General features: G+C 73.4%; 22 protein-coding genes and 1 pseudogene. 10 read left to right on the top strand and 13 right to left on the bottom strand.

The window, feature by feature from the left end; translation table 11 throughout:
• Window positions 1-136: 136 nt before the first annotated feature.
• Window positions 137-658, top strand: a pseudogene (locus ACFOSY_RS21815) (recombinase family protein); the annotation flags it as partial.
• A gap of 122 nt (window positions 659-780) precedes the next feature.
• A complete protein-coding gene (locus tag ACFOSY_RS21810; RefSeq protein WP_394309456.1) occupies window positions 781-1,140 on the top strand; it encodes a hypothetical protein in 360 nt (119 codons plus the stop codon).
• 51 nt (window positions 1,141-1,191) lie between these two features.
• Here the strand turns inward: ACFOSY_RS21810 and ACFOSY_RS21805 are convergent, their stop codons facing one another.
• On the bottom strand, window positions 1,192-1,899 hold the full coding sequence (locus tag ACFOSY_RS21805) for an MBL fold metallo-hydrolase (RefSeq protein ID WP_394309454.1): 708 nt from the start codon (window positions 1,897-1,899) through the stop codon (window positions 1,192-1,194).
• Window positions 1,900-1,964: 65 nt separating this feature from the next.
• Complete coding sequence (locus tag ACFOSY_RS21800) at window positions 1,965-3,326, bottom strand: dipeptidase (RefSeq protein WP_394309452.1); 1,362 nt, start codon at window positions 3,324-3,326, stop codon at window positions 1,965-1,967.
• Between the two features lie 194 nt (window positions 3,327-3,520).
• Between ACFOSY_RS21800 and ACFOSY_RS21795 the strand changes: the two genes are divergently transcribed.
• A complete protein-coding gene (locus tag ACFOSY_RS21795) occupies window positions 3,521-4,762 on the top strand; it encodes a geranylgeranyl reductase family protein (protein ID WP_394309450.1) in 1,242 nt (413 codons plus the stop codon).
• Here ACFOSY_RS21795 and ACFOSY_RS21790 read toward each other — a convergent pair.
• Entirely contained in the window at window positions 4,746-5,201 is a 456-nt protein-coding gene (locus ACFOSY_RS21790; RefSeq protein WP_394309448.1) for a nitroreductase family deazaflavin-dependent oxidoreductase, read from the bottom strand. The genes ACFOSY_RS21795 and ACFOSY_RS21790 overlap by 17 nt on opposite strands.
• A 153-nt stretch (window positions 5,202-5,354) precedes the next feature.
• On the opposite strand from ACFOSY_RS21790, the gene ACFOSY_RS21785 reads away from it, so the two are divergent.
• From ACFOSY_RS21785 to ACFOSY_RS21775, 3 genes are all read left to right on the top strand, one after another.
• Window positions 5,355-6,062: a TetR/AcrR family transcriptional regulator gene (locus tag ACFOSY_RS21785; RefSeq protein WP_394309445.1), complete on the top strand. Its 708-nt coding sequence runs from the start codon at window positions 5,355-5,357 to the stop codon at window positions 6,060-6,062.
• A gap of 401 nt (window positions 6,063-6,463) precedes the next feature.
• Window positions 6,464-7,738, top strand: coding sequence for a sensor histidine kinase (locus tag ACFOSY_RS21780; protein WP_394309443.1), 1,275 nt, complete (start codon window positions 6,464-6,466; stop codon window positions 7,736-7,738).
• Window positions 7,735-8,400 (top strand): response regulator, encoded by a 666-nt coding sequence (locus ACFOSY_RS21775; protein ID WP_394309441.1) that lies wholly within the window; start codon window positions 7,735-7,737, stop codon window positions 8,398-8,400. Before ACFOSY_RS21780 ends, ACFOSY_RS21775 begins: the two co-directional genes overlap by 4 nt.
• On the opposite strand, the gene ACFOSY_RS21770 is transcribed toward ACFOSY_RS21775, so the two are convergent.
• The 4 genes from ACFOSY_RS21770 to ACFOSY_RS21755 form a co-directional block, all read right to left on the bottom strand.
• Window positions 8,361-8,666, bottom strand: a complete 306-nt coding sequence (locus ACFOSY_RS21770; RefSeq protein WP_394309439.1) for a DUF6332 family protein — start codon at window positions 8,664-8,666, stop codon at window positions 8,361-8,363. The two genes, ACFOSY_RS21775 and ACFOSY_RS21770, sit on opposite strands and share 40 nt — an antisense overlap.
• Window positions 8,667-8,722: 56 nt before the next feature.
• The gene (locus ACFOSY_RS21765) at window positions 8,723-9,457 is read right to left on the bottom strand and encodes a maleylpyruvate isomerase family mycothiol-dependent enzyme (RefSeq protein ID WP_394309437.1); all 735 of its coding nucleotides are present in this window, start codon (window positions 9,455-9,457) and stop codon (window positions 8,723-8,725) included.
• Between the two features lie 94 nt (window positions 9,458-9,551).
• A complete protein-coding gene (locus ACFOSY_RS21760) occupies window positions 9,552-10,430 on the bottom strand; it encodes an SDR family oxidoreductase (RefSeq protein WP_394309435.1) in 879 nt (292 codons plus the stop codon).
• A gap of 112 nt (window positions 10,431-10,542) precedes the next feature.
• Window positions 10,543-11,706 (bottom strand): MFS transporter, encoded by a 1,164-nt coding sequence (locus ACFOSY_RS21755; protein WP_394309432.1) that lies wholly within the window; start codon window positions 11,704-11,706, stop codon window positions 10,543-10,545.
• A gap of 253 nt (window positions 11,707-11,959) precedes the next feature.
• Here ACFOSY_RS21755 and ACFOSY_RS21750 point away from each other — a divergent pair, with 253 nt between their 5' ends.
• Window positions 11,960-12,451: a hypothetical protein gene (locus tag ACFOSY_RS21750; RefSeq protein ID WP_394309430.1), complete on the top strand. Its 492-nt coding sequence runs from the start codon at window positions 11,960-11,962 to the stop codon at window positions 12,449-12,451.
• A 214-nt stretch (window positions 12,452-12,665) separates the two neighbouring features.
• Window positions 12,666-13,322 carry a class F sortase gene (locus ACFOSY_RS21745; protein ID WP_394309428.1) on the top strand — a complete coding sequence of 219 codons (657 nt, stop codon included), beginning with the start codon at window positions 12,666-12,668 and terminating at the stop codon, window positions 13,320-13,322.
• A gap of 100 nt (window positions 13,323-13,422) precedes the next feature.
• Here ACFOSY_RS21745 and ACFOSY_RS21740 read toward each other — a convergent pair whose 3' ends face one another.
• The 4 genes from ACFOSY_RS21740 to ACFOSY_RS21725 all read right to left on the bottom strand — a co-directional run bounded on the left by ACFOSY_RS21740 (window position 13,423) and on the right by ACFOSY_RS21725 (window position 18,406).
• Window positions 13,423-15,069: a cellulase family glycosylhydrolase gene (locus tag ACFOSY_RS21740; protein ID WP_394309426.1), complete on the bottom strand. Its 1,647-nt coding sequence runs from the start codon at window positions 15,067-15,069 to the stop codon at window positions 13,423-13,425.
• Window positions 15,070-15,253: 184 nt separating this feature from the next.
• Window positions 15,254-16,825: a tripartite tricarboxylate transporter permease gene (locus ACFOSY_RS21735; protein WP_394309424.1), complete on the bottom strand. Its 1,572-nt coding sequence runs from the start codon at window positions 16,823-16,825 to the stop codon at window positions 15,254-15,256.
• Between the two features lies 1 nt (window position 16,826).
• Window positions 16,827-17,426, bottom strand: coding sequence for a tripartite tricarboxylate transporter TctB family protein (locus tag ACFOSY_RS21730; protein WP_394309423.1), 600 nt, complete (start codon window positions 17,424-17,426; stop codon window positions 16,827-16,829).
• Window positions 17,423-18,406: a Bug family tripartite tricarboxylate transporter substrate binding protein gene (locus ACFOSY_RS21725; RefSeq protein WP_394309420.1), complete on the bottom strand. Its 984-nt coding sequence runs from the start codon at window positions 18,404-18,406 to the stop codon at window positions 17,423-17,425. Before ACFOSY_RS21725 ends, ACFOSY_RS21730 begins: the two co-directional genes overlap by 4 nt.
• A 221-nt stretch (window positions 18,407-18,627) precedes the next feature.
• On the opposite strand from ACFOSY_RS21725, the gene ACFOSY_RS21720 reads away from it, so the two are divergent.
• Window positions 18,628-19,440, top strand: coding sequence for a response regulator (locus tag ACFOSY_RS21720; RefSeq protein WP_394309418.1), 813 nt, complete (start codon window positions 18,628-18,630; stop codon window positions 19,438-19,440).
• A gap of 553 nt (window positions 19,441-19,993) precedes the next feature.
• Here ACFOSY_RS21720 and ACFOSY_RS21715 read toward each other — a convergent pair.
• Entirely contained in the window at window positions 19,994-20,620 is a 627-nt protein-coding gene (locus ACFOSY_RS21715; protein ID WP_394309416.1) for a phosphatase PAP2 family protein, read from the bottom strand.
• Window positions 20,621-20,767: 147 nt separating this feature from the next.
• On the opposite strand from ACFOSY_RS21715, the gene ACFOSY_RS21710 reads away from it, so the two are divergent.
• Window positions 20,768-21,637 carry a hypothetical protein gene (locus ACFOSY_RS21710; protein ID WP_394309414.1) on the top strand — a complete coding sequence of 290 codons (870 nt, stop codon included), beginning with the start codon at window positions 20,768-20,770 and terminating at the stop codon, window positions 21,635-21,637.
• Window positions 21,638-21,644: 7 nt separating this feature from the next.
• Here ACFOSY_RS21710 and ACFOSY_RS21705 read toward each other — a convergent pair whose 3' ends face one another.
• On the bottom strand, window positions 21,645-23,480 hold the full coding sequence (locus ACFOSY_RS21705) for a glycoside hydrolase family 15 protein (protein ID WP_394309412.1): 1,836 nt from the start codon (window positions 23,478-23,480) through the stop codon (window positions 21,645-21,647).
• Window positions 23,481-23,523 lie beyond the last annotated feature (43 nt).

The following is a 23,523-nucleotide window of genomic DNA, read 5'->3' as shown; positions in this document are numbered from 1 at the left end:
CGGTCCTTTGCGCGAGCAAGATCACTTGCGGGCTGCCCGGCCGCCGCCGGATCCGGGTTTGCTCTCAGAACCTGTTCTCACTCAAAAGCGGGATGGACCCCCTTCTGAGACTTGCATCGTGCGAAAATCCGGGCTCATGACGGGCCCTCAGCCACCCTTCCCGAACCACCGGTCGGACGCCGGCGACGTCGAGCAGCACGCCTGTCCGAAGTGCGACGCCCAGCCCGGCTCACCGTGCCGCTCGCGCGGCGGCGCGGTCGCCTCCGCCTACCACACCCGCCGCTTCACGATGGTGCCCCGGCTGAAGAAGGAGCTGCGGGTGCCGACCCCGGCCGACCGAGGCCCAGGCCGCCCGTGGCGGCCGGGCACCCCGCCGCCAGCGCCGATCAACCCGGACCTGCCGAGCGCGGACATCCGCATCGGCTACGCGCGGTGCTCGACCCTCGGGCAGGAACTCGACTCCCAGCTCGACGCGCTCAGCAAGCACGGCATCCCCCGCGGCAAGATCTTCAGCAAGAAGATCAGCACCCGGGTGCGGGTCCGCCCGAAGTTCGAGGAGGCGCTGAGGACGGCCCGGGAGGTCAAGGCACACGCCCCGCACTGCCGGGTCGTCTTCACCGTGTACGAGATGAAGCGGCTCGGGCGGGACGCCGCCGAGCTGACCGCGCTCGCCGATCACATCACCGCGCACGGCCTGGTGCTGGAGATGCTGGCCGGGCCCCTGCCCGAAATCCACGACCCGACGGGTTCGGGAAGCTGCTGTTCGCGTTCTTCGCCGCGATGGCGGAGACCGAGCGGGAGAACATCCGGGAATCGACGCTCGAAGGGCTCGACACCGCGGCCCGCAAAGGCAAGCACGGAGGTCGGCCGCCCGTCATCACCGAGGACATGCTCCACACCGTGCTGCGGCGCCGGGCGAACGGGGAGCCCGTCGAGCAGATCCAGCCCGACCTGATCATCCCCATCGGCAAGCGCAAGGGACAGAACCCCTCGGTGGCCAGCATCTACCGGGCGCTGGCCGAGCACGCCAAGCGCGAGGCGTACCCCGAAGCCGTCGAGCAAGCTCACGCCGACTTCGCTGCCCTCCAGGCCGGCGGCGTCCCCCGGCCCAGTCCGGACGCCGTGGCGCTCAGCTCGTAACCATGATCGTTCTCACCGGGATTTCCTGTACGCCAACTACTCACACCCGGCCTACGCCCCCACCATCGCCCGCAGCCTCCCGCCCGCCCCCGTCAGCACCGGGTCGCCATGGCCGAAGCAGGCCGTCTCCGTGTCGAGGCCGGCCAGACGGGCGCAGGACGCGAGGAGTTGCCGCCGGTCCAGGTTGAAGACGCCCGGGATCGGCGTGCCGTCCGCCGGGGACACCGCCACCGTGTCGCCGGTGAAGAGGACGCCCGCGTCGGGGAGATGGAGCGCGATGCTGCCGTGGGTGTGACCCGGGACGTGCAGGACGTGGGCCCCGCCTCCCATGTCCAGGACGTCGCCGTCGGACAACTCCGTGACGGCCGACGGGCGTTCGTACTCGCCCGGGGGCAGCAGGGACAGCGCACGCCGGTGCAGGGGGACCTCCCAGTCCTCCAGCGCCGGCGGCGGGCCCGGCGCGTCGCCGCGGACGTGGGGCGCGTCCAGCCGGTGGGCCAGGATCTCCGCGCCGGTGAGCGCCGCGACCTCCGCCGCGCCGCCCGCGTGGTCCTCGTGGAAGTGGGTGAGCACCACCCGTCGGACCGCCCCCGGGCGCGCGCCCAGGGCCGTCACGGCTTCGACGATCCGCGCGCCCGACCCCGCGGGACCGGCGTCGATCAGCGTCACCGCGTCCGCGCCGTCACGCCATACGTACGCCTGGCCGACAGGGAAGCGCAGCATCACCAGCCGGGGGGGGGGCAGCTCTACGACGTCCACGCCCACGACCGTAGGGCAGAGCCCCCGGCCGAAGCCGGAGGCTCTGCTCTCGGCAGAGGGCGCAGTCAGGCGGCGCCGGACGCGTAGTTGCGCAGGAACAGCGCCTCGGCGACCGACAGCCGCTCCAGCTCGTCGGGCGACACGCTCTCGTTCAGCGCGTGGATCTGCGCCTCCGGCTCGCTCAGCCCGATCAGCAGGATCTCCGCCTCCGGGTAGAGGGCGCCGAGCGTGTTGCACAGCGGGATCGAGCCGCCCTGGCCGGCGTACTGCATCTCCTGGCCCGGGTACGCCACCGCCATCGCGTCCGCCATCGCCTGGTACGCGGGGCTGGCCGGGTCGGCACGGAACGCCTGCCCCTGGCCGATCTGCTCGGTGGTGACCCGCGCGCCCCACGGCGTGTGGGACTCCACGTGCGCGCGCAGCAGTTCGGTCGCCTTCGCCGCGTCCACGCCCGGCGGCACCCGCAGGCTGATCAGCGCCCGCGCGCTCGCCTGCACGGACGGCGTGGCGCCGACCACCGGCGGGCAGTCGATGCCGAGCACGGTGACCGCGGGGCGGGCCCAGATGCGGTCGGCGACCGTGCCGGAGCCGATCAGCCCGACCCCGTCCAGCACCTTGGCGTCCTTGCGGAACTGCTCGTCCTCGTACTGGATGCCCTGCCACGCGTCGTCGGCGGCCAGCCCGTCGACGGTCGTGCTGCCGTCCTCGGCGCGCAGCGAGTCCAGCACCCGCACCAGCGCGGCCAGCGCGTCGGGCGCGGCCCCGCCGAACTGGCCGGAGTGCAGGTTGCCCTCGAGCGTGTCGATCCGCACCCGCACCAGCGTCATGCCGCGCAGCGTGGTCGTGACGGTCGGCAGACCGGCGCGGAAGTTGCCCGCGTCGCCGATGACGATCGTGTCGGCGGTCAGCAGGCCGGGGTGCTCCTCGGCGTACCGCTCCAGGCCGCCCGTGCCCTGCTCCTCCGAGCCCTCCACGATGATCTTCACATGCACCGGCACGCCGCCGTTCGCCTTCAGGGCGCGCAGCGCCAGCAGGTGCATGATGACGCCGCCCTTGCAGTCGGCGGCGCCGCGCCCGTACCAGCGGCCGTCGCGCTCGGTCAGCTCGAACGGCGGAGTGGTCCAGCCGGCCTCGTCCAGCGGCGGCTGCACGTCGTAGTGCGCGTACAGCAGCACGGTCTTCGCGCCCTGAGGGCCCGGCAGGTAGCCGTACACCGACTGGGTGCCGTCCGGGGTGTCGAGCAGGGCGACGTCCTGGAAGCCCTCGGCGGTGAGCGCGTCGGCGATCCAGCGGGCGGCGCCCTCGCTCTCCTCGCGGGGGAACTGGTCGAAGTCCGCCACCGACTTGAAGGCCACCAGCTCGGTGAGCTCCTCCTTCGCCCTGGGCATCAGTGAGGCGACGGTCACGGCGACCGGATTCGACGACATGGGCACGCTCCTTGTGGGTGCGACGTTGTGCAAGTGCGTACCTCGCGGTACGCGATGATCGTGTGGTGTGCGTGGGTGGCCCGTGTAAGGGGCACTCACGTCGCCGATCCTCCCACAGCGGACCGTGACGACCGCCGCCGTAGGATGCGGGAGGACAGCAGCGGCAGGCGGCGTGGACGGAGCAGCGAACCATCGTGAGCAGCGACAACTCTTCGGCGGACGACGTGCGGCAGGTGTGGGACGTCGTCGTGGTGGGCGCGGGACCCGCGGGGGCGTCGGCGGCCTACGCGGCGGCGGTCGCGGGGCGGCGCGTGCTGCTGCTGGAGAAGGCGGAGCTGCCCCGCTACAAAACGTGCGGCGGCGGCATCATCGGCCCGTCGCGCGACGCGCTGCCGCCCGGCTTCGAGCTGCCGCTCAAGGACCGGGTGCACGCCGTGACGTTCTCGAGCAACGGCCGCTTCACGCGCACCCGCCGCTCCCGGCAGATGCTCTTCGGGCTGATCAACCGGCCCGAGTTCGACATGCGCCTCGTCGAGTACGCGCAGAAGGCCGGGGCCGAACTGCGCACCGGCGCCGCCGTGCAGCGCGTGGAGCAGCACGGCTCAGCCGTGCCGGACCGGCGCACGGTCGCCGTCGTCCTCCAGGGCGGCGAGACGGTGCTCGCGCGGGCCGTGGTCGGCGCCGACGGCAGCGCCGGCCGCATAGGAGCGCACGTCGGGGTCAAGCTGGACCAGGTCGACCTGGGCCTGGAGGCGGAGATTCCGGTGCCGGAGACGGTCGCCGAGGACTGGAAGGGCCGGGTGCTCATCGACTGGGGCCCCATGCCCGGCAGTTACGGCTGGGTCTTCCCCAAGGGCGACACCCTGACCGTGGGCGTCATCTCGCGGCGCGGCGAAGGCGCGGCCACCAAGCGTTACTTGGAGGACTTCATCGCCCGGCTGGGTCTGGCGGGCTTCGAACCGGCCATTTCCTCGGGGCACCTGACCCGCTGCCGGGCCGACGACTCGCCGCTGTCCCGCGGCCGGGTGCTGGTCTGCGGTGACGCGGCGGGGATGCTGGAGCCGTGGACCCGCGAGGGCATCTCCTTCGCGCTGCGCTCCGGCCGGCTGGCGGGGGAGTGGGCGGTGCGCATCGCCGAGGCGCACGACGCCGTGGACACGCGTCGGCAGGCCCTCAATTACGCGTTCGCCGTGAAGGCGGGGCTCGGCGTGGAGATGAGCGTCGGCAAGCGGATGCTGGCGGCGTTCGAGCAGCGGCCGGGCGTCTTCCACGCGGTGCTGACCGGCTTCCGCCCGGCGTGGAAGGCGTTCAAGGACATCACGCAGGGGTCGACGACGCTGGGCGAGCTGGTCCGCACCCATCCGATGGCCCACCGTGCGCTGATGGCGCTGGACCGGCGTCCGGCGGGCGACGGCGAGGTCAGCTCCGGACAGTGATCCGGAACACCGGGTGGTCGGGGGCCGCCGCCAGGATCTCCTCGTCGGAGGACGTGGCGGTGACCCCCTTGAAGTACTGGTTGACCTCCCAGCCCCACTTCTCCAGGTAGGTGCGCAGCACCGGCAGCTTCTCCGCGTCGGGGATCTCCACCGCCGTGAAGGTGCGCACCTTGCGGCCCACGCGCAGTTCGCCGCCGCCGGCGGCCCGCATGTTGCGCACCCACTGCGAGTGGCCGCGCGCGGAGACCAGGAACTGCTCGCCCGCGTAGGCGTGCGGGTTGACCGGGACGCGCTGCATCTGCCCGCTCTTGCGGCCCCGGACCGACAGCTCCGCGGTGCCGGCGACGCTGACGCCGTGCCGGGCCAGCCAGCCGACGATCCGGTTGAAGCGGGCGGCGACGGGACCGGCCGTGAGGTAGTACGGCGTGGACGACGACATCGGGGCCTCCGGGAGAGGGATGGGGTGAGAGCGCCGCTCCCTTATGTGAGCACTGCTCTCGCTTCTCCTTCAGCATGCCCGCTTCCGCGCGGCAATGCAAGAGCGGCGCTCTCGTTTGTGTGCGCCGCTCTGTTTTCGTGGAACACTGGCGGCATGACGAGCACTCCGCACGGCGCCCGCGCGCGGGCCAGGATCGAGATCACGGCAGCCATCAAGGAGGAGGCGCGACGGCGGCTCGCCGACCAGGGCGCCGCCGAGCTGTCCCTGCGGGCCGTGGCCAGAACGCTCGGCATGGCGTCCTCCGCGATCTACCGCTACTTCCCCAGCCGCGACGACCTGCTGACCGCGCTCATCATCGACGCCTACGACTCCCTCGGTGAGACGGCCGAGGCGGCCCTGAAGGCGTCCGCCGGCGCCGCCTCGGGGGAGCGCTGGACCGCGGTGTGCGAGGCCATCCGCGGCTGGGCGCTGGCGCATCCGCACGAGTACGCGCTGATCTACGGCTCGCCCGTGCCCGGCTACGCCGCGCCGGCCACCACCGTCCCGGCGGCCGCCCGCGTCGGCTTCGCCCTCATCGACGTCGTCCGCGACGCCCACCGGGCCGGGGAGCTGGACGTTCCGGCGCTTCCAAGGGACCTGGAGGCGGAGGCCGCGCGCATGGCGGCGGACTTCGTCCCCGACCTGCCGCCCGCGGTGGCGCCGGCGTGTGTCGCCGTCTGGGCTCAGTTGCTCGGGCTGATCGGCTTCGAGGTGTTCGGCCAGTTCACCCGGATCGTGGAGGAACGGGACGCGTTCTTCCGCCACACGGTCGGCGGGCTCGCCCGCACGGTGGGGCTGCGGCCGGCCGACGCCGCCTCCTGAGGCGCGTCGGTCTGATCATCCCCGGTTGCGGGGTGTTGTCGTCGGTCGTCGGCACCCCAGGTTGCCTGGCGGCGTACTGCGTTCCGCGGGCGGCCCGATGCACACCGGGGTGAGCCCGAAACGGCATGGCGCAGGCCTCGGCGGAGTTGCCGGCGCCCCTCTCTCGGCCGGTGGAACCCCCCGGCGTTGTCGTCGGCCGCCGGCGCCCCCTGGTCGGCCGCCGGCGCCCCCTGGTCGGCCGGCGGCGCCCCCCTGGTCGGCCGGCGACGCTCCGCGTCCCACCGCCGCGGCCCGGTCCGAACCGAAGGCCCCGGCAGGGCGTCCGTACTTCCCCGGGAGTATCCGTGATCACGCCGTCCGGCCGACGCCGTCGGTCGGGCGTGGCGTCTAGCGTGGCGGACATGGACGAACAGCGTGGGCCCCGTACCGGCCCGCCGGAGCCGTGGCGCGCCGGCGGGCCGCCCCGGTGGTGGCGGCACGGGCCGCCCGGCTGGAGCCGCCGCGCCGCCGAGCGTGACGAGGACCTGGAGTCGGCCCGGCGCGCCCGGTGGCCGTGGCCCTCGACCGTGCTGCTCACCGCCTTCGTCGTGATCGGCTCCGGCTTCGCCGACCACGCCCAGGCGGGGGAGCGGGCCGCTCTCGACCCGTGGGGCCGCGCGCTGCTGTTCGTGTCGGGCGCGCTGCTGCTGTGGCGGTGGCGGCATCCCGTCGCCGTGCTGGGCGGCACGGTGGCCGCCGTCCTGGTGTACCTCGGCGCCGGATACCCGTACGGGCCCGTGTTCCTGACCGTCGCGGTGGCCTGTTTCACCGCCGTCGTCTCGGGGCGGCGGTACGCGGCCTGGGCGGCGATGGGGACGCTGTGGGCCGGGCACCTGCTGCTCGTCCACCTTCTGTACCGGTGGCTGCCCCCAGCGGGGGACGACGCGGCCTCCTGGACCGAGGAGATCGTCGTCGCCACCTGGGTGGTGGCGCTCCTCGCCGTGTCCGAGCTGGCCCGCGTCCGCCGTGAACAGTGGGCGCGCGAGCGGGCCGAGCGGGCCCGCGCGGAGCGCCGGCGCGCCGACGAGGAGCGGCTGCGCATCGCCCGGGAGCTGCACGACGTGCTCGCGCACAGCATCTCCGTCATCAACGTGCAGGCCGGCGTCGGACTCGCCCTGCTGGACAGCGACCCCGAGCAGGCGCGCACCGCGCTGACCACCATCAAGGCCCAGAGCAAGGAGGCGCTCGGCGAGGTGCGTCAGGTGCTCGACACCCTGCGCGCCCCCGGCGCCGCCCCGCGCGCCCCGGCGCCCGGCCTCGACCGGCTGCCCGACCTGGTGGAACAGGCCGCGGGCGCGGGACTGACCGTCACCGTCGAGGGCGAGCCGCCCCGGCTGTCGCCCGGCGCCGACCTGGCCGCCTTCCGCATCGTCCAGGAGGCCCTCACCAACGTCGTACGGCACTCCGGCTCCCGCGAGGCGTGCGTGCGCGTCGAGCGGCGCGACGGGCGGCTGCGGCTGCTGATCGACGACGACGGTCCCGCCACCGGCGCCGACGCGGGCGGCACGGGCAACGGGCTGGCCGGGATGCGGGAGAGGGCCGCCGCGCTCGGTGGCACCATCGAGGCGGGCACCCGCCCCGACGGAGGGTTCCGCGTGCTCGCCGTACTGCCGATCGAGGCCGAGGAGGACCGGTGATCCGAGTGGTGCTCGCCGACGACCAGTCGCTGGTGCGGGCCGGGTTCCGCGCCCTGCTGGACGCACAGCCGGACATCGCGGTGGCCGGGGAGGCGGCCGACGGCGAGGAGGCCCTGCGCCTGATCCGCGAGCTGCGGCCCGACGTCGTGCTGATGGACATCCGCATGCCCGCGCTGGACGGCCTCGCCGCCACCCGCCGCGTCACCGAGGACCTGGACCTGGCCGACGTGAAGGTGGTCATGCTCACCACCTTCGAACTGGACGAGTACGTCTTCGAGGCGATCCGCTCCGGCGCCTCCGGCTTCCTGGTGAAGGACACCGAGCCGGACGAACTGCTGCGCGCGGTACGGGCGGTGGTCGACGGCGACGCGCTGCTCTCGCCCGGCGTGACGCGCCGCCTGATCGCCGAGTTCGCCGCCCGCTCCAAGGAACCGGCCGCCGCCGGCGCCCTGTCGGAACTGACCGAACGGGAACGGGAGGTGATGGCGCTGGTCGGACTCGGCCTGACCAACGAGGAGATCGCCCGGCGCCTGGTGGTGAGCCCGCTCACCGCCAAGACCCACGTCAGCCGCACCATGGTGAAGCTGGGCGCCCGTGACCGCGCCCAACTGGTCGTCCTCGCCTACGAGTCGGGGCTCGTACGGCCGGGCTGGCTGGGCTGAGCCGCCCGCCGGAACCGCACCAGGACGGACACGGTGCGGACGGCGAACAGCGCCCCCGCGAGCACGCCGCCCCCGCGCACCAGTACGGTCTCCACCGCCCCCGGCAGGGCGAACAGCAGCGCCGGGCCCGCCACGGCGCCGAAGACCACGGCCGCCGCGAAGGCCGCGCTGCACAGCGCGTACCCGGTCTCCACGGTGATCGCGTCCCGCTCGGCCTGCCCGCGCCGGCCGCCCCCGCCCGCCTGATGTCCCCCCTGCTCACGCATGCCGGCAGTGAAACAGGCGGGCGTCCGGCGGGCAAGCACCCCGGGGCGCCGGCGCCTCAGCCGACCGCTGACGTCTCCCGCCACAGCGCCGCGAGCGCCGCGTCCCCCGACACCGCCGGCAGGGGGAGCCGGTTCCACAGCGAGAGGTACAGCTCGGCCGCCGGACCGGACACCTCGCACTCCGCGTCCCCGGCCGCGTCCCGCGTGGTCACCGGCGGCTCCTGCGACAGCCGTACGGTCCACACCGCGTCCGCGTCGGTCGCGCGCACCCGCAGCACGCGCGGCTCCGGGGTGCGGACCTGACTCCTGCGGCGGGCGTGGAAGCCGCGCAGCAGTTCGTCCACGCCGTCCACCGCGAAGTTCGTGGCGACGGGCGTCGGTTCGCCGCCGCGCGCCGCCTCCGCGTCGTAGCGGTGCACGGCCGTCTCATGGGCCTGGCGGCGGGCCCAGAAGCCGAGGCCGGAGACCGCGCCGGGCAGGAACGTCCAGCACTCCACGTCCGGCTTCGCCTCAGCGAGGGTGTCGAGCAGCGCGCGATGGCAGGCGCGGTACCAGGCGACCAGCTCCGGCCCGTCCAGGCCGGGGTGCTCCTCCATCGGGCGGGGCGTCGGGCACGCGTCGGCGACGAAGCCCGCCGCCCACCGGTGCACCACGCCGGTGTGCCGCAGCAGGTCCCGCACCCGCCAGCCCGGGCAGGTGGGGACGAGGGCGTCCGTCCCCGCCCGCTCCGCGGCGTCGGCCAGCAAGCGGCCCTCGTCCTGAAGTATTCCCAGGTACGAGGCAGTCTCCATGGCATTCTCCATGCCCGGGAGTCTGCCTCACGCAAGGCCGGAGGGGTCAGTGCTTTCCCCGGCGCCTACGGCAGCGGCTCCCGCCCCGGGCGCTCTACGGCAGCGGCGTCCCGCCCGTCGCGTTCACGATCTCGGCGGTGATGTACGACGCCTCCTGCGAGGCGAGGAACACGTACGCCGGCGCCATCTCGGCCGGCTGGGCGGGACGCCCGATCGGCGCCTGCTTGCCGAACTCCGCGGTGTCCGGCAGCGTGGCCGGGATCAGCGGCGTCCACACCGGGCCCGGGGCCACGGCGTTGACCCGGATGCCCCGCTCGATCAGCATCTGCGCCAGCCCCTGCGTGAACGTGACGACGGCGCCCTTCGTCGTCGCGTAGTCCAGCAGATGCGGGCTCGGCTTGTACGCCTGCACCGACGCCGAGTTGATGATGCTGCCGCCCTCCCGCAGATGCGGCACGGCGAACTTGCACAGCCAGAACATGCCGTACAGGTTGGTGCGCAGCACCCGGTCGAACTGCTCGGTGCTGATCGCCTCGATGCCGTCCGGCTGCGACATCTGGTACGCGGCGTTGTTCACCAGGATGTCGATGCCGCCGAACTCGGCGACCGCCCGGTCGATCAGCGCCCGGCAGTTCTCCTCCTCCCGGATGTCGCAGGAGACGGCCACGGCACGCCGCCCGGCCTCCTCCACCCAGCGTGCCGTCTCGTCCGCCTCGTCCTTCTCGCTCTCCAGGTACGTGAAGACCACGTCGGCCCCCTCACGGGCGAAGGCCAGGGCGACCGCGCGGCCGATGCCGGAGTCCCCGCCCGTGATCACGGCCGTGCGGCCGGTCAGGCGTCCGCTGCCCCGGTAGGAGTCCTCACCGTGGTCCGGCGGCGGGTCCATCGGGCCGGTCCAGCCCGGGTGCGGCTGGTCCTGGGACGGGAAGTCGGGGGTGGGGTGCCGGCCGACGGGGTTCTGCTGCTCGCTCACGTTCTCTCCCGGATCCACGCGGTGGTCGCTTGCGGCGTCCGCCGGGCGGAGGACCGGCGGACGCCGACGCACCGGGTACCCCGCCGCCGCCCGACGATCCCCCGCCGGGCGCTCAGTCCGCCCGCACGTGCCGGGTCGTGAACCCGATGGTGGTGGCCACCGCCGCCAGCACCGCCACGCTGGTCAGGGCGGCCGGGAGGCTGTACCAGTCGGCCATGAAGCCGATGGCGGGCGGGCCGAGCAGCATCCCGCCGTAGCCCAGCGTGGAGGCGGTCGCCACCCCGCTCGGGCCCGCCAGCGCGCCCGCCCGCTCCACGGCCACGGGGAAGAGGTTGGCGAGCCCCAGCCCGGTGACCGCGTACCCCAGCAGCGCCGCCCACAGGTACGGGGCCAGCGCGCCGAGCAGCATGCCGGCCGCGGCCGTCGAGCCGCCCACCAGGATCGTGCGGGTCCGGCCCAGCCGTTCCAGCAGCGTCGTGCCGCTCAGCCGGCCGATCGTCATGGCGAGCGCGAAACAGAGGTACCCGATCGCCGCCGCGCCCGGCGAGGCGTCCAGGTCCTGCTCCAGATGGAGGGCGCCCCAGTCGGCCAGTGCGCCCTCGCCGTAGGCGGTGCACAGCGCGATCAGCCCGAAGACGACCACCAGGGCCCGGGTGCGCCGGTCGTGCCGGGGAGCGGCGCCCTCGGCGGGACGTCTCCCGCTCGCCGGGGTCAGCGGCTCGCACCGCATCAGCGCCCGCCCCGCCACCGCCGTCACCAGCAGCGCGACCACGGCGAGCCCCGTGAGATGCCGGGTCGGCGACAGGGAGCCGGCGACCAGGGCTCCGAGCCCCGCGCCGACCATGCCGCCCAGGCTGAACGCGGCGTGGAAGCTCGGCATGACGGGCCGTCGCAGCGCCGCCACCAGGTCGACGGCCGCGCTGTTGAAGGCGACGTTGATCCCGCCGTAGGCCGCGCCGAACACCAGCAGCACGGCGCCCAGCGTGAGCGCGGAGTGGGTCAGCGGCGGCAGGGCCACGCTGAGGCTGAGGAGCACCGCGCAGACCACGGTGACCAGGTGGCTGCCGTACCGGCGGCACAGCCGGCCGGTCAGCGTCATGGTGATCACGGCGCCCGCGGAGACGCCGAGCAGCGCGAGCCCCAGGGCACTCGCGGACGCCCCGGTCTGTTCCTTGACGGCGGGGATGCGCACGACCCAGCCGGCGAAGACGAAGCCGTCCAGGGCGAAGAAGGCGGTCAGGGCGAGACGGAGTCGGACGAGGTCGGTACCCGGCACGGCACTGTGCGAGCGGGTTTTGTTTATCAGCGGCACAAAAGCAGGCTAGGCGGCGTTCCCAAGCCGCGGCAAGAGGTCGCCGGACCCGGCGGAAGTGAGCCGGCGCACGGCCGGAGGGGTGGGGGAGTTAACCCGTGTGATCGCCCCGGATGGTGAGGCCGCGCGACATGGCTGAGCGTGGATCAGGCCGGAGCCCGGGAAGGTCGTGCTGACGCGGAGTCAGCCGCCCGGCCTCCAGCGGAAGGACTCTCAGATGCGCTCTGCCCGCATGGTGCTCGCCGCCGCGACGGCCACGGCGGCTCTCGCCATCGCCGCGCCCGCGGCCTACGCCGACCACGACGGCGACAGCGGACACGACTCGTCCTCCTACAGCGAGGACTACGACAAGGAGAGCTCGTACGACAAGGACGAGAAGGACGACAAGTACGACAAGCCGCACGGCGGGGTCCACGCGGGCGGCGGCGCCCTGTCCGCGGTGAGCGGCGACGACTGGGGCAGCGCCAAGGACCCCAAGTACGACCCCGAGACCTACAAGGAGAAGGACGACTCCGAGAGCGAGGACTCCTGGAGCGGCAAGCAGGACAAGGAGTGGAAGCACGAGAAGCCGCACGGCGGCGTGCACACCGGCGGCGGCGGTCTCGCCTCGGAGCCCGGTGTCACGGCGGGCGGCCTGGCCGCGCTCGCGGTCCTCGGCACCGGCGCCTACGCGCTGCGCCGTAAGAAGGTCTCCGGGGACATGGCCTGAGCCATGCCCGGGGTCATAGCGGCCGGGGCCGTCCCCGGCGCCCCGAGCGCCAGGACGGCCCCGCTCGCCCCCTGCGTCCTCTTCGCCGTTCCCCCTCCCCCTGAAGCGCCCTCCGCCGTGCCCGAACGAGGTGGTTCCCCCGATGCCGGTCAGTGCCCTCCCTCCCGTCGAATCCGACCGGACGTCCCCGACGAGGCGCAGAGTGCGCTCCGTCATGACCGCGGTCTTCTGGGGCGGGGCCGGTCTGCTGCTGGCCACCACGCTGATGGGCGGCGGCGAGGACCCGCCCGACGACGCCCACGGACCGCACGCCTCCCGCACGGTCGCCGCGGCGCCCTCGGCCGACGCGTCCGGCGGTCCCGCCGAGGGCGGGTCCGCCGCCACGTCCCCCTCCGCCGCACGGTCGCCGGGCAAGCACCTGCCGCGCTCCGCGCCGACGAGGCTGGTCATCCCGTCCATCGGCGTGAACGCCCCGTTCACCGCGCTCGACCTCGACAGCAAGGGCCGGCTCGAACCGCCCCCGCCGAACGACACCAACCTCGTCGGCTGGTACGCCAAGGGCGCCTCCCCGGGCGAGCTGGGCGCCTCGATCATCGCCGGACACGTGGACACCAAGACCTCCGCGGCCGTCTTCGCGCGGCTCGTCGAACTCGAGAAGGGCGATCGCTTCCAGGTGCGGCGCGCCGACGGCACCAGGGCCACGTTCGTCGTCGACGAGGCGGAGTCCTTCGAGAAGGACGACTTCCCGAACGAGCGCGTGTACGCCGACACCCCCGACGCGCAGGTCCGGCTGATCACCTGCGCCGGCGCCTACGACCGCGCCGCCAAGGACTACACCGAGAACCTCGTGGTCTTCGCCCACCTCGTGTGAGCGCGCGGTACGACGGGCGCGCCACGATGGCGGATCCGCGTGACGAACGGTGACGAACGGCTGCCCGGAAGGGGAGGGACCTTCCGGGCGGCCGGCTTCGTCACGCCACGGAGCACTCCGCGCCGTTCAGCGAGAACGCCGCCGGGTCGGCGCCGGCCGCCGACCGCGTGCCGGTGAGGCCCAGCGAGACCGAACCGGCAGGCGGGATCGTCGCCGTGTACGGGGCCGCCGCGACGCTCACCTCCGCACCGCTCTGCGTCACCGTCCCGCCCCACAGGCTGGTGACCCGCTGGCCCGACGGGAAGGTCCAGCGCAGCGTCCACCCGTCGACCGCCGCGCTCCCGCTGTTGCGGACGACGACCTCGGCCTGGAAGCCGCCGGGCCACGCACCCGTCACCCGGTAGGCGACCGCGCAGGACCCGGCCGCCGGACCCGAGGCGGTCGTGACGGTCACCGTCGCCGAGCGCGCCGAACGGTTCCCGGCCGCGTCCCGTGCGTGGACCGCGAAGGTGTACGAGGTGTCCGCCGCGAGACCGGTCACGGTGGCCGTGGTGCCGGCGGCCGAGGCCACGACGGTCTCCTGACCGCCGGCCACCCGCACGACGTCGTAACCGGTCACCCCGACCGCGTCGGTGGCCGCGCCCCAGGAGAGGGTCACGGAGGAGGACGTCACCGCGGAGGCCACCGGGGCGCCCGGAGCGGTCGGCGCCGTGGTGTCCTCACCCGGGCCGCTCCGGTAGACCTCGGCCTCCTCGGACGTGGCCGCGATACCGTCCGGGCCGTCGAAGAGGCGCTGCCCCCAGCTGGTCATCCGGTCCGGGTCGAAGTTCTCGACCATGTCCAGGTACTCGACGCCGCCGCCGTTGCCGCTCCACGACCAGCCCAGGTAACCGATGCCGAGCTGCCGGGTGACCGACAGGACGGCGTCCTCGTCCGGGTTGCCGTCGGAGTGGTCGTGCCCGAACTCGCCCACCACGACCGGGAGTTTCGCGGCGACGAAGCGGCCGAGGTAGTCGCTCACCTCGGCGGCGGTGTCGAAGACGCCGTACATGTGGATGGAGAACACCGTGTTGGCGTCCGGGTCGGCCGCGAACACGGAGGCCGCGTTGTCGCGCATGGTGAACGCCCAGTCCTGGCCCCAGTTGGGTGCGTCCACCATCAGCGTGTGGTCGAACCCGGCGGCCCGCAGCCGCTGGACCGCCGCCTTCGTGTCGGCGGTCCAGCGGGTGTGGTCGGTGTTGCCGTAGGGCTCGTTGCCGATGTTGACGACGACGTAGTCCTCCTGGCCGACGAGCGCGTCCCGCACCTCGATCCAGTAGCCGGCGGCGCGGGCCAGCGTCACCGCTCCGCTCTGCTCGCCGTAGCCAGTGGTGTCGTGCACCTCCAGGACGCAGATCAGCCGGTTCCGCTTGCACTGCGCGACGACGTTCGCCACGTCGGCGGTGTCGTTGCGGGTCCACCGGTCGCCGCTGGACAGCACCACGCGCACGGTGTTGGCGCCCTTGGCCTTGATGTGGTCCAGCGCGTCGAGCCGGTCGGCGTACCAGGTGTGGGCGTGGTTGACGCCCCGCATCACGAAGTCGTTCCCGGACGCCTCGAGGAGCCGTCCGTTCTCCACCCGGAACCCGGTGGGCGCCGCGTGGGCCGGGGTGGCCGGGACGAGCAGCGTCAGGAGCAGGGCCGCGAGTGCTGCGAGCGCGGCGGACAGGTGCGGGAGGCGTAGGAGGCCGAGGTGGGTGTCGCGCATGGTGTCCCCTTCCGTGGTGGACGTGGGAGCGCTCCCATGCGGGACATGAAGGCATCGTTGTCAGTTGCGCGTCAAGAGGCGTGGTGCGGGTCGGTCGCCTGACCTGCGGAGGTGAGAGAGGTCGGGCCGGGACGCCGTGGGGCGTCCCGGCCCGGTACCGCTGATTCGACCGCCGTTCGACGGCTCAGGTGCGTGGGCCGGACGGCGTACGGGGTTCGGGTGCTTCGGGTGCCTCGGGTTCTTCAGGCGTCTCGGGTGCCTCGGGTGTCGTGGTCGTACGGCGCGGCAGTGCCCTGCGGAGCAGCGGCCAGGCGAGCAGCAGCACCACGACCGCGTACACCGTCACCGAGAACGGCGTGTTCACCAGGCCGGTGACGCTGCCGTCGCTGATCTGGAGCGCGCGGCGCAGCTGCTGCTCGGCGGCCGGACCGAGGATCACGCCGATCACGGCGGGCAGCACCGGCAGCCCGTACCGCCGCATGCCGAACCCGATGAGGCCGATGACCAGCAGCATCACCAGGTCGATCACCTCGCCCCCGACCGCGTACGCGCCCACCGCCGCGAAGAACATGATCCCGGCGTACAGGTACGGCCGCGGGATGCGCAGCAGCTTCGCCCATACCGGCGCCAGCGGCAGGTTCAGCGCCAGCAGCAGCACCATGCCGACGAACAGCGAGGCGATCAGACCCCACACCAGGTCCGGTTCCCGCTCGAAGAGCAGCGGGCCCGGCTGGATGCCGTACTGCTGGAACGCGGCCAGCATCACCGCGGCGACCGCCGTGGTCGGCAGGCCGAGGGTCAGCATCGACACCAGCGTGCCCGCGGCCGACGCCGAGGCCGCCGACTCCGGTCCCGCCACACCCTCGATGGCGCCCTTGCCCCACTCGTCCTTGTGCTTCGACAGGCGCTTCTCCGTCACGTACGACAGGAACGTCGGGATCTCCGCGCCGCCCGCCGGGATCGCGCCGAACGGGAAGCCGATGAACGGGCCGCGCGCCCAGGCCTTCCAGGTGCGCCGCAGGTCGGCGCGGCCCAGCCACGGCCGGCCCACCGGGATGGGCTCCGGCGGCCGGCGCCGCAGATGGGCGGCCACCCACAGCGCCTCACCGATCGCGAACAGGCCCACCGCGACGATCACCACGTCCACACCGTCGGCCAGGTGCAGCGAACCGAAGGTCAGCCGCTGCTGCCCGGTCATCTGGTCCAGGCCGATCAGGCCGATGGTCAGGCCGATCAGCAGCGAGGCCAGGCCCCGGACACGGGACGAGCCGAGGACCGAGGTCACGGCGATGAACGCCAGCACCATGATGGCGAAGTAGTCCGGCGCGCCGATGTCCACCGCCAGGTCGGCGACCGTCGGCGCGAGCGCGACCAGCAGCAGCGTGCCCACCATGCCGCCCGCGAAGTGACCGACGGCGGCGGCCGCGAGGGCCTGCGCGCCGCGCCCCGACTTCGCCATCGGGTTGCCCTCCATCGCGGCGACCACGGCGGCGCTCTCACCGGGCGTGTTCAGCAGGATCGAGGTCGTCGAACCGCCGAACATCGCGCCGTAGTAGATGCCGGCGAACATGATGAACGCGCCGGTCGGGTCCAGCCCGTACGTCACCGGCAGCAGCAACGCCACCGCCATCGCCGGGCCGATGCCCGGCAGCACGCCGATCGCCGTGCCGAGCAGCACGCCCACCGCGGCCCAGAGAAGGTTGAGCGGTGTGAGGGCGGTGCCGAAGCCGTCCAGCAGGGAGTTGAGGGCGTTCATGTCACAGCACTCCCATCAGCGGACCGCCGGGCAGCGGCACTCCGAGCAGCTTGTCGAACAGGGCGTAGGTGGCCAGCGAGAGCACCGCCGCGATCAGCGGGTCGCGGTCCACCCTGCGGCTGCCGAGCGCGTACGCGGCGCCCCAGAAGAGCAGGGCGCCCGCGGCGGGGAAGCCGAGCGGCTCGATGAGGACGGCGGAGCCGAGGAACACGCCGGCCAGCAGCGCGACCGTGCGCCAGTCGGCCGGTTCGGTGAGGTCGACGTCCTCACCGGTCTCCGCCTGGCCCCGGCCGCCGCGCAGGACGTCCACGGCGAGGAGGGCGGCGACGAGGAGCAGGCCGATGCCGACGACGACCGGAACCGTCTTCGGCCCCACCGGGCCGCGCTGGGTGATGTCGACGTCCATGGTGAGGGCGTCGGTGAGGACCAGCACGCCGAGGGCGAGGAGGAGGGCGCAGACGCCCAGTTCGGAGTGGTCGCGGAGCCAGGAGGTGGGGGTGCGGGGGGTGCTGGGCGGGGTCGGCTTCGTTTCGGGGGCGGGCGTGGGGTGCGCGGTGGGCTCGGCCTCGGGGTCGGGCGTCGGGGTGGAGGGGGTGCTCACAGGCCCAGCTCCTTCAGTACCGACATCACGCGCTCGTCCTCGGCGGCCAGGAACGCGCCGAACTTGTCGCCGGTCAGGAACGCGTCGTCCCAGCCGTTGCGTTTCATGGACTCCTGCCACTCCTTCGAATCGTGCAGCGCCTCCAGCAGCCGGACGAGCTTGCCGCGTTCGGCGTCGGTGAGGCCGGGCGGGGCGACGACGCCCCGCCAGTTCGTGAACTCCACGTCGTAGCCGGACTCCTTGAGCGTGGGCGCGTCGAGGCCCGGTACGCGTTCCGGTCCGGTCACCGCGAGCAGCCGCAGCTCGCCCGCCTCGATCTGGTCGCGGTACTCGCCGACCCCGGAGACGCCGAAGGCGACCTTGTTGCCGAGGATCGAGGCGAGCAGTTCGCCGCCGCCGTCGAACGGGATGTAGTTGACGTCCTTCGGGGCTATCCCGGCGGCCTGCGCCATCAGCATCGGCGCGAGGTGGTCCGGGCCGCCGGGGGAGGAGCCGCCGCCCACGGGGAGCCGGCCGGGGGCCGCCTTCCAGGCGTCGACCAGGTCGCCGATGGTCCGGTACGGGGAGTCCTTGGCGACCACCACCACGTCCTGCTCCTCGGTGAGCCGGGCGATGGGCGTGGTGTCGGCGAGGGTGCGGGGCGCGTGGTTGGAGCGGACGGCGCCGACGACGCCGAGGCCCATCGACATCGCCAGCTTGCCGTTGCCGCGTTCGTTCACCAGGCGGGTGAGGCCGACCGTGCCGCCGGCGCCGGGCAGGTTGAACACCTCGACGGAGCGGGTGAGGTCGGCCTCCTCGGCGTTCTTCGCGGCCGTACGGGCGGTGATGTCGTAGCCGCCGCCGGGTGTGTTGGGGACCATGAGGCGCAGGCCCGGGATGCTGGTGCCGCTGTCGGAGCCGCTGCCGGTCGTGAGCAGAGGCGGGCCCACGAGGACGAGCAGGGCGGCGCCGAGCAGGGCTAGGGGTGTGCGGAGGCGCACGGGTGCCACCACCTGTCGGTCGGGTTGTGCGGGTGTTTGCGGGTGTGTGCGGGTGTGGGGTGTGTGTGGGGGTGGGGGGCGCGTGACCCGCGGAGGGCGGGTGACGCGGGCCACATGGTGCCTGCGTGGGGGCGGGGTGTCGCGGTTACGGAAGCAATGGAGGTTGTGGTCGTTGTGTCAGGGCCCTTTGCCTGGTCGGGGGCGGGGGTGATGATGTGCCTATGCGAGACGGGGAGGATGCGGCTGTCGGGGCCATCGGGGTGCTTGTCGTGGACGACGACTTCCGGGTGGCGCGGGTGCACCGGGCGTACGTCGAACGCGTCGACTCCTTCCGGGTGGTCGGGGTCGCCGGCAGCGGTGAGCAGGCGCTGCGCGCCGTCGACGAACTCCGTCCTGATCTGGTGCTGCTCGATCTGTATCTGCCCGACGTGTTCGGCCTCGATGTCATCCCCCGGCTGCGGACCGCCGGGCACGACTGCGACGTCATGGTCGTCAGCGCCGCGCGGGAGGCGGACGCGGTACGGGGCGCGGTGCGGCACGGTGTCGTCGACTATCTGCTGAAGCCCTTCGACTTCGAGGACCTGCGGGGGCGGCTCGAGCGGTACGCGGTGCAGCGGGGGATGCTGCGGGACACCGTGGTGCGGGGGCAGGCGGACGTCGACCGGGTGCTGGCGGGGGCGGCGCTGCCGGTTCCGTCCGCGTCGCCCGGGCGGCCGGTCAGGCTGCCGAAGGGGATGAGCGCGGAGACCGCCGGGCTGGTCGAGCGGACGCTGAGGGAGGCGGAGGGGAGCCTGTCGGCGAGTGAGTGCGCGCGGCTGACCGGTGTGTCGCGGGTGAGTGCGCGGAGGTATCTGGAGTACTTCCACACGGTGGGGGCGGCGGAGGTGTCGTTGCGGTACGGGGCGACGGGGCGGCCTGAGCGGCGGTACCGGTTCGTGGAGGCACGGCGGGAGCGGGAGCGGGGGCGGGGGTTGGGTGATCCCCCTCCGTCGATGCCTGCGGCGCAGGGTTCTGCCCGGTGGGGGTTGCTGTAGCGCCTACGGAGGGTGGGTGGAGCGGGGCCGCGGCGGGGGCGGACGTCCTCGGTCTGGCGCGAGAGTGCGTGTTTACGAGGTGCGAGGGGAGGACGCGCCAGCCGCTGCGGGCGCCCACCCCCACCCCGACCCCTCCCCGCCGTGGGCGGCTACGCCGACACCGGTGGCGTGCGCCCGGCCAACGGCGGCAACCTGCCGCCAACCGCGAGCGCACGGCCGGCCGGCGGCGGCCAACTGCGGGTACTCGTGCCGCCTGGGGCGATGGGGGAGGGTGGGCGCGGCGGCGCCTCGCTGGCGCCGAGTTGCGCCGACACCCCTACCCCGCACCAACGCCGGTGCCTGTTGTCCCGCTCGCCGCGGGCAGTCGTGCCGCTGGGGCGATGGGGGTACCTCCCGCTCGAGCGAAGCCGAGAGTGGGGGAGGGTGGGCGCGGCGGCACCTCGTGGGCGCCGAGTTGCGCCGCCACCCCCCGGCCCACACCCCCGCCGTGTGCTACTGAAGCGCGCTGCTGTGCAGGTCCCTTGACGTGCCGCGCACCCTGGGATCGCCCAGGTCACTTAGGCGCCGCGCCCCGCGGATAGGACGCCGGCAGCCGCGCCGACGCAACCGCCAGCGCCGTCGCCGCCGACGCAACCCCCAGCACCGCCCCCGCCGCCACATCCCCCGGATAGTGCACCCCCGTATGGATCCGGGAGTACCCCACCGCCCCCGCCAACAGTCCCAACGGCACGGACGCCGCGGGCAGCACCGTCCCCACCGCCGTCGCGAAGGCGACCGCGGACGCCGTGTGCCCGGACGGGAACGACGCCGACCTCGGCATCGGGACATGCCGGTCCACCGTCACCCGCGCCGCCTCCCGGTCCGGACGGTCCCGCCGGACCAGCCGCTTGCCGAGCAGGTTCGCCGACGCCGAGGCCACCGCTACGGCGCCCACCCCCGCGAGCGCCGCCCTGCGCGGGCGGGAGCCGGCCAGGGACAGCGCGCCGGCGATGGCGAACGAGATCTTGGAGTGGTCGGCCGCGTGGGAGAGCCGGCGCAGGGCGCGGTCGAGGGTCGGCGTCGGGGTCGCGGCGACCGCCGCGTACAGGGCGCCGTCCACCGCTCTGAGGTCGCTCAGCACCTCGGAGACGATCCTGCGCAGTCCGTCGGCGGCCGGTACGGGTCTGGTGAGCTCGCTCATCTGTCTCTCCCGCGGTGACGTCGTCCAGGGTGCCCACGGTACGCATGATCCACGTGAGGGGCCCACCCGCCCCGGCCAGGAGTTGACAAGGTACCCCCTGGGGGTATCGTGAGCAGCGTCGACGTTGCTTCCGGAGGAGAGCCGGCCATGAAGACTGGATTGAGGATCACCGCGTTCGCCGCCGCGCTGGCCGCTACGTTCGGCACCGCCTACGGGGTCGGCCAGACCTTCGACCCGGTCGTGGCGGACCGTCCACCCGCGCACGAGGAGCGGCATGAGCCGGGGGAGAGCCGGCACGCGCCCGGTGGACTGCAGATCTCGGAGGGTGGCTACACCCTCGACCTGCGCACTCCGGCGGTGACCGCCGGCGAGCGCGCCGAGCTGCGGTTCGCCGTGCGGGACGCGGAGGGGCGGGCCGTCACCGAGTACCGGCGGGAGCACGACAAGGAGTTGCATCTCATCGTGGTTTCCCGTGATCTGGTGACCTACCGGCATCTGCATCCGGAGCGGGCGGCCGACGGCACCTGGAGCACGCAGGTGGAGCTGCCCCGCGCCGGCGGGTACCGGGTGTTCGCCGACTTCACTCCGGACAGGGCGGGTGCGGAGAATCTGACGCTCGGCGCCGATCTGGCCGTGTCCGGGGCGTACAGTCCGCGTGAGCTGCCACGGCCCGCGGCCAAGGCTCGGGTGGACGGGTACGACGTGCAGGTGACCGGGGCGCTGACGCCCGGCCGGGAGAGTGAGCTGCGGCTGACCGTTACACGTGACGGTGAGCCGGTCACCGATCTCGAACCGTATCTGGGCGCCTACGGCCATCTGGTCGCCCTGCGCGCCGGGGACCTCGCCTATCTGCACGTTCATCCGGAGGGTGAGTTGGGCGTCGCCGAGCCGGGGCCGCACGTCTCCTTCAGCGCCACGGCGCCCAGCGAGGGCAGCTACCGGCTGTTCCTGGAGTTCAAGCACGACGGAGTCGTCCGCACCGCCGCCTTCACCGTCGAGGCCTCGCACGGCCACTGAACGGGTCTCAGCCCAGCGCCCGGTCCAGGTTGTACGCCGCGCTGATCAGGGAGAGGTGGGTGAAGGCCTGGGGGAAGTTGCCCTGTTGGTGGCCGGTGTGGCCGATCTCCTCGGCGTAGAGGCCGAGATGGTTGCCGTAGGTGAGCATCTTCTCGAAGGCCAGGCGGGCTTCGTCCAGGCGGCCGGCGCGGGTGAGGGCCTCGACGTACCAGAACGAGCAGATGGAGAACGTGCCTTCCGCGCCGTGCAGGCCGTCGGGGCTGGCCTGCGGGTCGTAGCGGTAGACCAGCGAGTCGGAGACCAGCTCACGGGTCAGACAGTCCAGCGTGGACAGCCACTTGGGGTCCTTCGGCGCGATGAACTTCGACATCGGCATCATCAGCAGCGCGGCGTCCAGCACCTCGCCGCCCTCGTGCTGCACGAACGCCCGCAGGTCGTCCGACCAGCAGTCGGTCATCACCCGCCGGTAGATCGTGTCCCGGCACGCCGTCCACAGCGGCAGGTCGGCGGGCAGGCCCCGGCGGCGGGCCATGCGGACGGCACGCTCGATCGCCACCCAGCACATCAGCCGCGAGTACAGGAAGTTCTTCCGCCCGCCGCGGGTCTCCCAGATGCCCTCGTCGGGCTGGTCCCAGTTCTCGCACACCCACTCGACCAGCGCCGTCACATGGTCCCACTGCTCGCTGGAAATCGGCTCGGCCCACTTGTCGTAGAGGTAGATCGAGTCGATCAGCGCGCCGTAGACGTCCAGTTGCAGCTGGTCGGCCGCCGCGTTGCCGACCCGGACCGGGCGTGAGCCGCGGTGGCCCTCCAGATGGTCCAGGGTCTGTTCGGGCAGGTCCGTGCGGCCGTCGATGCCGTACATGATCTGGAGCGGGCCCGAGGGTTTGCCGTCGCCGGGGCTGATGTGCCGGGAGACGAACGCCATGAACGCCTCCGCCTCCTCGGTGAAGCCCAGCCGCAGCATGGCGTAGACGCAGAACGCCGCGTCGCGCACCCACATGTACCGGTAGTCCCAGTTGCGTTCGCCGCCGAACTCCTCCGGCAGGCTCGTCGTCGGCGCGGCGACGATCGCCCCCGTGGGCGCGTACGTGAGCAGCTTCAGGGTGAGCGCCGAGCGGTGCACCATCTCCCGCCAGCGGCCCCGGTAGCGGGACGCGGCCAGCCAGTTCCGCCAGTAGCGCACCGTCGCGGCGAACTCCTGCTCGGCCTCCTCGTGGGCGCAGCCGCGCGGCGTCAGCGCACCGCCGACCTGGTCCAGCGCGAACACCGCCGTCTCGCCCTCGGCCAGCTTGAACTCGGACCGCACGTCCTGCCCGTCCCGCTCCAGCGGAACCGTGGCGGTCAGGGCGAGGTCCAGCGCGTCGGACTCGAAGACCGCGACGTCCCCGGTGAGCCGCAGCGTGTGCGGCAGCGCCGCGTAACCGAACCGCGGCGCCACCCGGGCGCGGAACGGCAGCGACCCGCGCACGCACAGCACCCGCCGGATCAGCCGGTGCCGGTCCTCCTCCACGGACTCGCCGGACACGGGCATGAAGTCCTGCACCTCGCCCACGCCGTCCTCGGTGAAGTACCGGGTGATCAGCACGTTCGTGTCGGGGAAGTAGAACTGCTTGGTGCGGGCCGGCACGGCCGCCCCCAGCTCGAAACAGCCCCCGCGGTCGGCGTCCAGCAGCGCGGCGAACACGCTCGGCGCGTCGAAGCGCGGCGCGCAGTACCAGTCGATGGTGCCGTCCGTCGCGACCAGTGCCACGCTGCGCAGGTCGCCGATCAGCCCGTGGTCGGCGATGGGCATGTACCGCCGCGCGGATCCGTCGCCAGGCCGGTTGGTCGTCCCGTCCATCGCAGCCTCCTCGGCCGGCGCGTGTCCCCCTGCCAGCTTAGGC

The sequence above is a fragment of the Streptomyces lusitanus genome (genome assembly GCF_042647945.1).
GTDB classification, from domain to species: domain Bacteria; phylum Actinomycetota; class Actinomycetes; order Streptomycetales; family Streptomycetaceae; genus Streptomyces; species Streptomyces pseudogriseolus.
The sequence above is the reverse complement of the archived record's forward strand: the minus strand, read 5'-3'. Positions and strand labels throughout refer to the sequence as shown.